The sequence below is a fragment of the Flavobacterium sp. genome, from assembly GCF_023151265.1.
Classification (GTDB): Bacteria; Bacteroidota; Bacteroidia; order Flavobacteriales; family Flavobacteriaceae; genus Flavobacterium.
The window spans coordinates 1-8082 of record NZ_JAKLJH010000120.1; the positions used below are offsets into that span (position 1 = coordinate 1).

At 31.2% G+C, this 8082-nt stretch carries 8 protein-coding genes and 1 pseudogene; 2 read left to right on the top strand and 7 right to left on the bottom strand.

The window, feature by feature from the left end:
• Positions 1 to 126 precede the first annotated feature (126 nt).
• The 5 genes from L6Q46_RS10870 to L6Q46_RS10890 form a co-directional block, all read right to left on the bottom strand.
• Positions 127 to 1305 carry an AIR synthase related protein gene (locus L6Q46_RS10870; RefSeq protein WP_291284321.1) on the bottom strand — a complete coding sequence of 393 codons (1179 nt, stop codon included), beginning with the start codon at positions 1303 to 1305 and terminating at the stop codon, positions 127 to 129.
• A gap of 75 nt (positions 1306 to 1380) precedes the next feature.
• Positions 1381 to 1827, bottom strand: a complete 447-nt coding sequence (locus L6Q46_RS10875) for a hypothetical protein (RefSeq protein ID WP_291284322.1) — start codon at positions 1825 to 1827, stop codon at positions 1381 to 1383.
• Entirely contained in the window at positions 1827 to 2645 is an 819-nt protein-coding gene (locus tag L6Q46_RS10880; protein WP_291284323.1) for an OmpA family protein, read from the bottom strand. Before L6Q46_RS10880 ends, L6Q46_RS10875 begins: the two co-directional genes overlap by 1 nt.
• A gap of 42 nt (positions 2646 to 2687) precedes the next feature.
• On the bottom strand, positions 2688 to 3581 hold the full coding sequence (locus L6Q46_RS10885) for an OmpA family protein (RefSeq protein WP_291284324.1): 894 nt from the start codon (positions 3579 to 3581) through the stop codon (positions 2688 to 2690).
• A 118-nt stretch (positions 3582 to 3699) separates the two neighbouring features.
• The gene (locus L6Q46_RS10890) at positions 3700 to 4473 is read right to left on the bottom strand and encodes an OmpA family protein (RefSeq protein ID WP_291284325.1); all 774 of its coding nucleotides are present in this window, start codon (positions 4471 to 4473) and stop codon (positions 3700 to 3702) included.
• Positions 4474 to 4639: 166 nt separating this feature from the next.
• Here L6Q46_RS10890 and L6Q46_RS10895 point away from each other — a divergent pair, with 166 nt between their 5' ends.
• Positions 4640 to 5824 (top strand): DUF4062 domain-containing protein, encoded by a 1185-nt coding sequence (locus L6Q46_RS10895; RefSeq protein WP_291284326.1) that lies wholly within the window; start codon positions 4640 to 4642, stop codon positions 5822 to 5824.
• A 40-nt stretch (positions 5825 to 5864) separates the two neighbouring features.
• On the opposite strand, the gene L6Q46_RS10900 is transcribed toward L6Q46_RS10895, so the two are convergent.
• Entirely contained in the window at positions 5865 to 6743 is an 879-nt protein-coding gene (locus L6Q46_RS10900) for a winged helix-turn-helix domain-containing protein (RefSeq protein ID WP_291284327.1), read from the bottom strand.
• A gap of 109 nt (positions 6744 to 6852) precedes the next feature.
• On the opposite strand from L6Q46_RS10900, the gene L6Q46_RS10905 reads away from it, so the two are divergent.
• Positions 6853 to 7413, top strand: a complete 561-nt coding sequence (locus L6Q46_RS10905) for a hypothetical protein (protein WP_291284328.1) — start codon at positions 6853 to 6855, stop codon at positions 7411 to 7413.
• 56 nt (positions 7414 to 7469) lie between these two features.
• Here L6Q46_RS10905 and L6Q46_RS10910 read toward each other — a convergent pair.
• Positions 7470 to 8082, bottom strand: a pseudogene (locus tag L6Q46_RS10910) (glutamine synthetase type III); the annotation flags it as partial.

Genomic DNA, 8082 nt, shown 5'->3' on the forward strand with positions numbered 1-8082 from the left:
GAAATCTAAAATTAATACGTTGTGTTGCATTTTATTGTTGTTGTGTGTTTTTGTTTCAGGTTTCAGGTTTCAGGTTACTTTTGTTCAACTTGAAACAAAAACAACTTGAAACTTGAAACAAATAATTTAATATTCAAACGTTCCGTATTCGGATGTAATTGTTAATTTCTTACTATCTGATTTCTCTACTCTACCAACGATTTGTGCATCGATGTTGAATGATTTTGAAATCTCGATAATATCTTGTGCTACTTCTGCTGGAACGTATAATTCCATGCGGTGTCCGCAATTGAAAACTTGATACATTTCTTTCCAATCTGTTTTTGATTGCTCTTGAATTAATTGGAACAAAGGTGGCACTGGAAATAAATTATCTTTAATCACGTGAACGTTGTCTACGAAGTGAAGCACTTTAGTCTGTGCTCCTCCACTGCAATGCACCATTCCGTGAATTTCATTTGAATTGTATTTTGATAAAATCTTTTTGATAACCGGAGCGTATGTTCTCGTTGGAGAAAGCACTAATTTTCCAGCGTCAATTGGACTATTTTCAACGGAATCTGTTAATTTAGTTTGACCCGAATATACTAATTCATTTGGAACCGATGCATCAAAACTTTCAGGATATTTTTCTGCTAAATATTTCGCAAAAACATCATGACGAGCCGAAGTTAAGCCGTTGCTTCCCATTCCGCCATTATACTCTTTTTCGTAAGTAGCTTGACCAAAAGAAGCCAATCCTACAATTACATCTCCTGCTTGAATATTAGCGTTATCGATAACATCTTCACGTTTCATGCGAGCTGTAACGGTTGAATCTACGATGATAGTTCGAACTAAATCGCCTACATCTGCAGTTTCGCCTCCAGTTGAGTGAATTGTAACTCCGTGATTTTTTAATTCTGTAATTAATTCTTCTGTTCCGTTAATGATGGCTGAAATGACTTCACCTGGAATTAGATTTTTGTTTCTTCCGATTGTTGATGAAAGTAGAATATTATCGGTTGCTCCGACACATAATAAATCATCAATATTCATAATTAAAGCGTCTTGAGCAATTCCTTTCCAAACCGAAATATCGCCTGTTTCTTTCCAATACATATACGCTAAGGAAGATTTTGTTCCTGCGCCATCAGCATGCATAATAATGCAATATTGGTCGTCGTTTGTTAAATAATCGGGGATAATTTTACAAAATGCTTGTGGAAATAAGCCTTTGTCGATGTTTTTGATAGCTTGGTGCACATCTTCTTTAGAAGCCGAAACTCCTCTTAAATTGTAGCGTTTGCTCGTATCAGAACTCATGTATGTAGTGTGTTGTTGTTGTGGCGCAAAGATAGTTCTAAAATTTAGAATTTAGAAGTATGAATTTAGAATTTGTTAAATTTTTATAACATGAACACTTTCAACCAATTCTGATGTATTATTTGGAAACAAAATATTCTCAATTTTAAAAGTTGTAAAACATTCTCCTGCACTAGACGAAACATCGTAATTGACATCAATTTCATCCATTTGTAAGGTTGTTTCGTTGTTTAGTTTAATTATAAACGAATTTCCTGTAGCATTGGCAACTGGTGGAAATATCTGAATGACATTCAAATTTTCAATAAACTCAAACGGAATTGTTGCTTCGTCTAAATCTTGAATCGTTATTTGTTGGGCTGTGTAGGTTTCGTTTTCAAAAACATTTTCACCTGAAGTTTCGTCAACAATTTCTACAAAGAACGAAGCTGGTGTTGCTTGATTTCCTTCATCGCATTTATCATTACAACCTACTAACGAAGCTGTTATAACTATTAAAAAAAAGCCAAGTATATTTCTCATTATTTTTTACTTAAAATTTCAATTTCTACCCTACGATTTGCTGCGGCTTGCTCAGGCGTTGCTTCTGGAATGGGATAAATCGGTTGCGAAACTCCAAATCCTTTCGTTTTTACACGATATTCCTGAATACCATTATAAACGAGAAAGCGCTTAATTTGTTTTGCTCTATCGGTAGACAAATTTCGATAATCTTTATCAATACAACAAATATGACCTTGAATTTCGATTTTTAACTCGGGATTATTTTGCATTACAAACAATAAATCATACAAAGTCCCTTGTGATTCTGGCATTGTTGCGAAGGTGTTTTGATAGAAATTGATGTTTTTCAAAGTGATTTTCGTACCAACTTTTGCCAATTTTACTTTTTCAGCTAGCGGTGCATCATCTGGAATTACAACTTCGGGTTCTTCTTTTATTCCTAAAACTTCATTCTCCTTATCTAAATCTTTCTCCAATAAATAATGAATGATTGCTTTTCTATTTTCTGCTTTACTGGTTGAAGTAGCGCCTTTTTCGCCAAGAGAAATACTTTTAAAATCGGGTCTGATGTTAACTTTTCCTTTGATTTGATTGAAAATATGACTCACACGTTTTTGAGATAACGTATCGTTATAACCCGAAGTTCCTACTTCGTCTGTTGAACCTGTGATAGAAAGAATTTTTGAAGTGCTATTTTCAGCTATCCATTTTTGAAGTTTAGCAGCTTCTACTTTGTTTAATTCAAACTTATTGTTGTCAAAATAAAACACTATTTGCTCTTGCGCGAATGTCATTTGAAACAATACAACAACTATAAAGGAATATAAATATTTCATGAAATCATGTTTATAAAATAAAACGAAAAATTATGCCAAAAATTAATTCTCTAAGATAAGAATTTCTACTCTACGATTTTCGTTTCTTTCTTTTTCGTTTTTTTCTGGAATTTTGTGAAGTGGTTGCGTACTTCCAAAGCTTTTATATTGCAATCTACTATCATCGATATCATTGGCAACCAAATAATTATGAACCGCAATAGCACGTATTAAAGCAATATCTTCAGGATCTTCGCCTAATTGACAGCAAATATGACCTTGAATTTCAATTTTTGCTTTTGGATTACTTACCATAAACGCTAAAAGTTCTTCCATAACCGGTAACGATTCAGGTACGAAAATTCCGGAACGGTCATAAAAATAGAGGTTTTTCATCACCAACTTATCTCCTACTTTTGCATTTGCATAACGATTAGGAATCGCTTCAAGATGCACTAATTCTTCTGGATCAACGGGTTGTAATTCGGTTTCAATTTCTTTAATTGGTTTAGGATTATCCGAAATTTTTTGTCCTGTATAAACCACTGGGTCATCGTAAACTACCGTTTCTTCTTTAATTATTTTGTTTGGAATTACTTTGTAAAATACATCAACTCTTCTGTTATATTTTCTTTCTTTTCGGGTTTGAACTCGTTCTCCAAAACCTTTAATTTTTAAATCTTCGCTAAAAAATACTGAGGAATTTACTTTTGTTTTAAGTTGTTCATGAACGGTATGAATTCTTTTGTAAGCTAAAGTATCGTTATAATCATACGTTCCATACCAATCGCAATATCCGTTAATTACTAGAATTTCGCGGTTTTCGGCTTTGTTTAACCAAGACAAAAACAATTCGTTTTGTTTTGGGTTAAACGCATCTTGATCAAAATCAAAATAAAAACTCGCTTTTTCTTGTGCTGAAAGTATAAATCCAAACAGCAGTAATACGTATTTCATTTGGGGTATTTTAATGTAACGAATATAAAAAATAAAACGTATTAAAAAAACTTATTCACAGAAAGAACTTCTATTTTTTACGTAACAAATTCATTTACAATTATTTAAAAAATAAAAACTAATTTGCTACAATTTGAATTTCTACTCTACGGTTTTCATTGCGTTCGTCTTCGTTGTTTTCTGGAATTGTATGAATCGGTTTCGTACTTCCAAAGCTTTTATAACTCAAACGATTTTTATTAATTCCGTTGTTTATCAGATAATTATAAACTGCTAAGGCTCTAACTTTTGCCGTATCTTCTACATCGGTGCCTTTTTGACAACAAATATGACCTTGAATTTCTATTTTCAAATTCGGATTAGCCAACATAATTTTCAATAATTCCTCTAAAATAGGTCGCGATTCAGGAACAAAAATCCCAGAACGATTGTAGAAATGTAGATTTTTCAAGACCAACTTATCGCCAACTTTTGCTGTTGAAACCTGTTGAGACAACTCCTTTTTATCTTCTTTTGGAAGTATTTTTTCTGTTACCAATTCTTCATAGAAAATCTCTACTTTTCTGTTTAGTTTTAAATTGGATTTTTGTTCGAAATTTTCACCTTTACTTTCGATTTCGATGTGTTTTTGATTGGTAACTTTTTCGATAATTCCTTTTACAAAATTCGCTCTATTAAGCGCCAAAGTATCGTTATAACCATTAGAAGCACGATAATCGCAATAACCTATCAGCTTGGTAAATTTTACCTTTTTATTTCTAAAAAAATCATCAAAACGAATTAATTCATTTAATTTTAATTGATCAGAATCCGTATCAAAATACACCGTAAACTTGTTTTGCCCAAAAGAAATGGAAGACAACAATAAAAACAGAAAAAGTATTTTTTTCATTAGGTAGGTTTTAGTTTATCGAAAATAGTGATTTTTTGTCGATAAATTATGGTTTTTGTACACTTTTTTTTATATTTTTGGAATAATTGTAAATTATTGTATTTAGTATAAATACGAACAAATTAATAAATACTCAAATCTTATTTTTCTTACAACAAAATACATTATGCCAAAATTAATTAGCAAATATCAAATTTTTGTAGCATCTCCTTCAGATTTAGCTGAAGAAAGAGAAGCATTCAATGATGTAATTAATGAATTAAACATAACTTATGGTAATCCTAATAATCTCCATCTTGAATTACTTAAATGGGAAAACAATTCCGCTCCTGGAATAAGTAATATTGGTGTTCAAGATATTATTAATAATGATATTCCAACTTACGATATTTTTATAGGTTTTCTTTGGATGAAATTTGGAACTCCAACAGAAAATTATGGTTCTGGTACTGAAGAAGAGTTTGAAATAGCCTTCAAAAAATTTCAGGAAAATAATTCAATTCAAATATTATTTTATTTTAAAAATGCTCTTCCTCAATCATTGGATGAAATTAATACCGAACAACTCTCTAAAATCCGAGAATTCAAAAAAAAGTTAGGTGAAAAGAACACTTTTTATTGGGAATTTACCGAAAGAGAAGAATTAGAAAAATTCTTACGCCTTCATATACCCAAACGAATTGATCAATTAAGATTGATGCAAACGGAACCTCAATTAGTTGTTGATGAAAATAAATTAAAAGAAACTACCGAAAGCTTTGATGTTGAAATTACTGAAATTGAAGAATTAGGAATAATAGATCTGGAAGAGTTTATAGAAGACTCCTTTCAATTAAGTAGATACTCTTTAGTAAGACTTTCTGAGGCAATGAGTTGGATTGCAGGAGAAATGCGAAAAAAAACAAATGAAATAAATAGAACAATAGTTAATAATAAAAATCAACCTATTAGTATCAAAGTTCAAAGAAACATTTACAACAGAACGGCTGAAGCTATGAACGATTTCGCTAGTAGAATTGAGCCTGAAATTCCAATTTACATTGAAAACTTTGAAAATGGAATTGATAGCTTATCAAAACTTGTTAATATTTATAAAAATGATTTTGATTCAAGATATGAAGAGCAATTAGAAACACTTGACGATTCGCTGGAAAGTATGATTCATGAAATGAATGGCTCACTAAATATGACAAAAGAATTTATCTTGAGCATTGAAAATATGCCAAAAGTTTCTAAAGAATTAAACACCGCTAGAAGAAATGTCTCTACTAAAATGAATGATTTCTTAAGAAAGGTCGAAGTGAGTATTTCAATTGCTGGTGAAGTACTTAAGAATATAAGAAGCAGATAATAATCCAATAGCGCAGAATTTCATTCTCAGCCTAAAATAATTAAACGTTTACTTCAAGCCTATACCCTTTTCCACGAACCACTACAATATTAATATTTGGGTCAAGTTCTAGTTTTTTTCTGAGTTTTGAGATGAACATGTCTAAACTGCGTCCTACAATAACGCCTTCGTCTTCCCAAATCTCTTTTTGGAGTCGGCTTCTTTCTATTGTTTCGTTAGGAGATGAGGCAAAAATGAGCAACAAACGTGTTTCGGTTGCTGTTAAATCTATGGTTTCCTTATTAATTTCTAGTTGACGCTTTTGCGCATCAAACACCACTGAACCAAAAGTAAACTGTTTATTATTATCAATTTTAGATAATTGTTTTTTAGGTTTTAATTTCCAAAAAACGAATCCAATCAATAGTAAAAACGCTAAACCTGTTATAAAATATTTATAATTTGCTGTAACTACATCGCTTGGTTTAAATTTGATATTTATCTTGTAACAAGCAATGGGTTGTTTTCTTCCAACACAGGCTAAAATATCCTCTTTTTTGTTTTTAGAAATAGCATATCCATAAGCAACACTCGAATTCTCACAATCAATTACATTTACAACATAATCGGTTACGTGATAATCTTTAGCAAGCAAACGTTTGGTCGTATTTACTAATGCATCGGTTACAAATGAAAATTCTTTCTCAAAACTAATTTGATATTCATTTTCAGCTATCTTTTTTATCGGAAGCACTCTCGAAGTACTATCTCCCGATTGTAAAAGTATTTCATGACCTATTCTTCGCAATAAAACTTCTCTTCTGGAAAGATCAAAATCGCTATTCGTATTTACAAAGAAAACCAATGAAATTAACACCAGTAATAGCAATGCAATTACATATTTAGTTTTTCCAGAAAGGAGTTTTTGTCTACTATTCATAGTGTCAATTAATTATTTACAAAGTTTACATTTTTATTTACAATCCCAATTGTTCTAACAAAAAATTATGAATGTAAATTCGTGTAATCAATTTAAAAAAGTGAAAATTATGAAAAAAACAATTTATGTTCTAATCTTTTCATTGGTTGTGATAAGTGGATTTGTATTTAGCTTTTCAACTTTTGCCAATGGCTTACATGTTAATCGTGAAATTAAAAACGACACTAAAATTTCTTCAAAACCGTTATCCAATTTAGAGAAAAGAAAAAAATGGGAAGCTTCACCAGATGGCATAAAATTTAGCGAATGGAAAGATTCTCCCGAAGGTAAAAAAGTACAAGCAAGTTACGAGAAGATAAAAAACGATATAAATACATTCGCTAAAATGGAAGCTTTGGTAACTTCGGTGAATTTTCAATTTCCAACCACAAACCCATCAAGTCCTAAATGGCTAGTTGTGAAGATTAATGGAGAAGATTACATGATGCAATTTATTCCAAATGATTTTGAGAAATTAAATAATCTAAAAGTTTACGACAAAATAATTATTAAAAGCAGAAGCGCTGGTTTTTCAAACAATCATCCCTATTTGATTTTATCAAGCGACTATATCGAACACAACAATAAAGTACTTTTTGAACGTGATTTGAGTAAGAATGATGGTTGTTAAGAATTGAGAAACAATAAAAAAAATCCCAATCTTTCGATTGGGATTTCTATTTCTAATTACTTCGTAAATAACAATTCTCTATATTTTGTTAGTGTCCAAAGTTCGTCGTCTACTAACAATTCTAATTTGTCAGCATGGTAACGAATTTCTTCGAAGTATGGTTTTACTTTATCGCAATAAGCGTCTGCCATTTTTTCTGTACTCGTTAAGGCGTTTGCTTTTTTACGTTCTTCGGTCATTTTTTCTACTTTCGTATTAATGCCTTCGATGTGTTCTGAAATTTCTTTGATTAACGAAATTTGTTCTTTAGCGATTTTCTCAAAGTCTTTTCCGAAAATTTCTTTTAAACCTTTTACGTTTTCAATTAACACATTTTGGTATTTAATTGCTGTTGGAACCACATGATTACGAGCAATATCACCTAAAACACGACCTTCGATTTGGATTTTTTTCACGTATTCTTCCAATTCAATTTCGTAGCGTGATTCTACCTCAACATGATTCATTACACCCATTTCGCCAAACAATTCAATTGCTTTTTTAGAAACTTTCGCTTTTAATGCTTTTGGAGTTGTTTTATGATTACTTAAACCACGTTTTTTAGCTTCTTTTTCCCAAGCTTCGCTATAACCATCACCTTCAAAAAGGATAGTTTTTGTTTGCTTGATA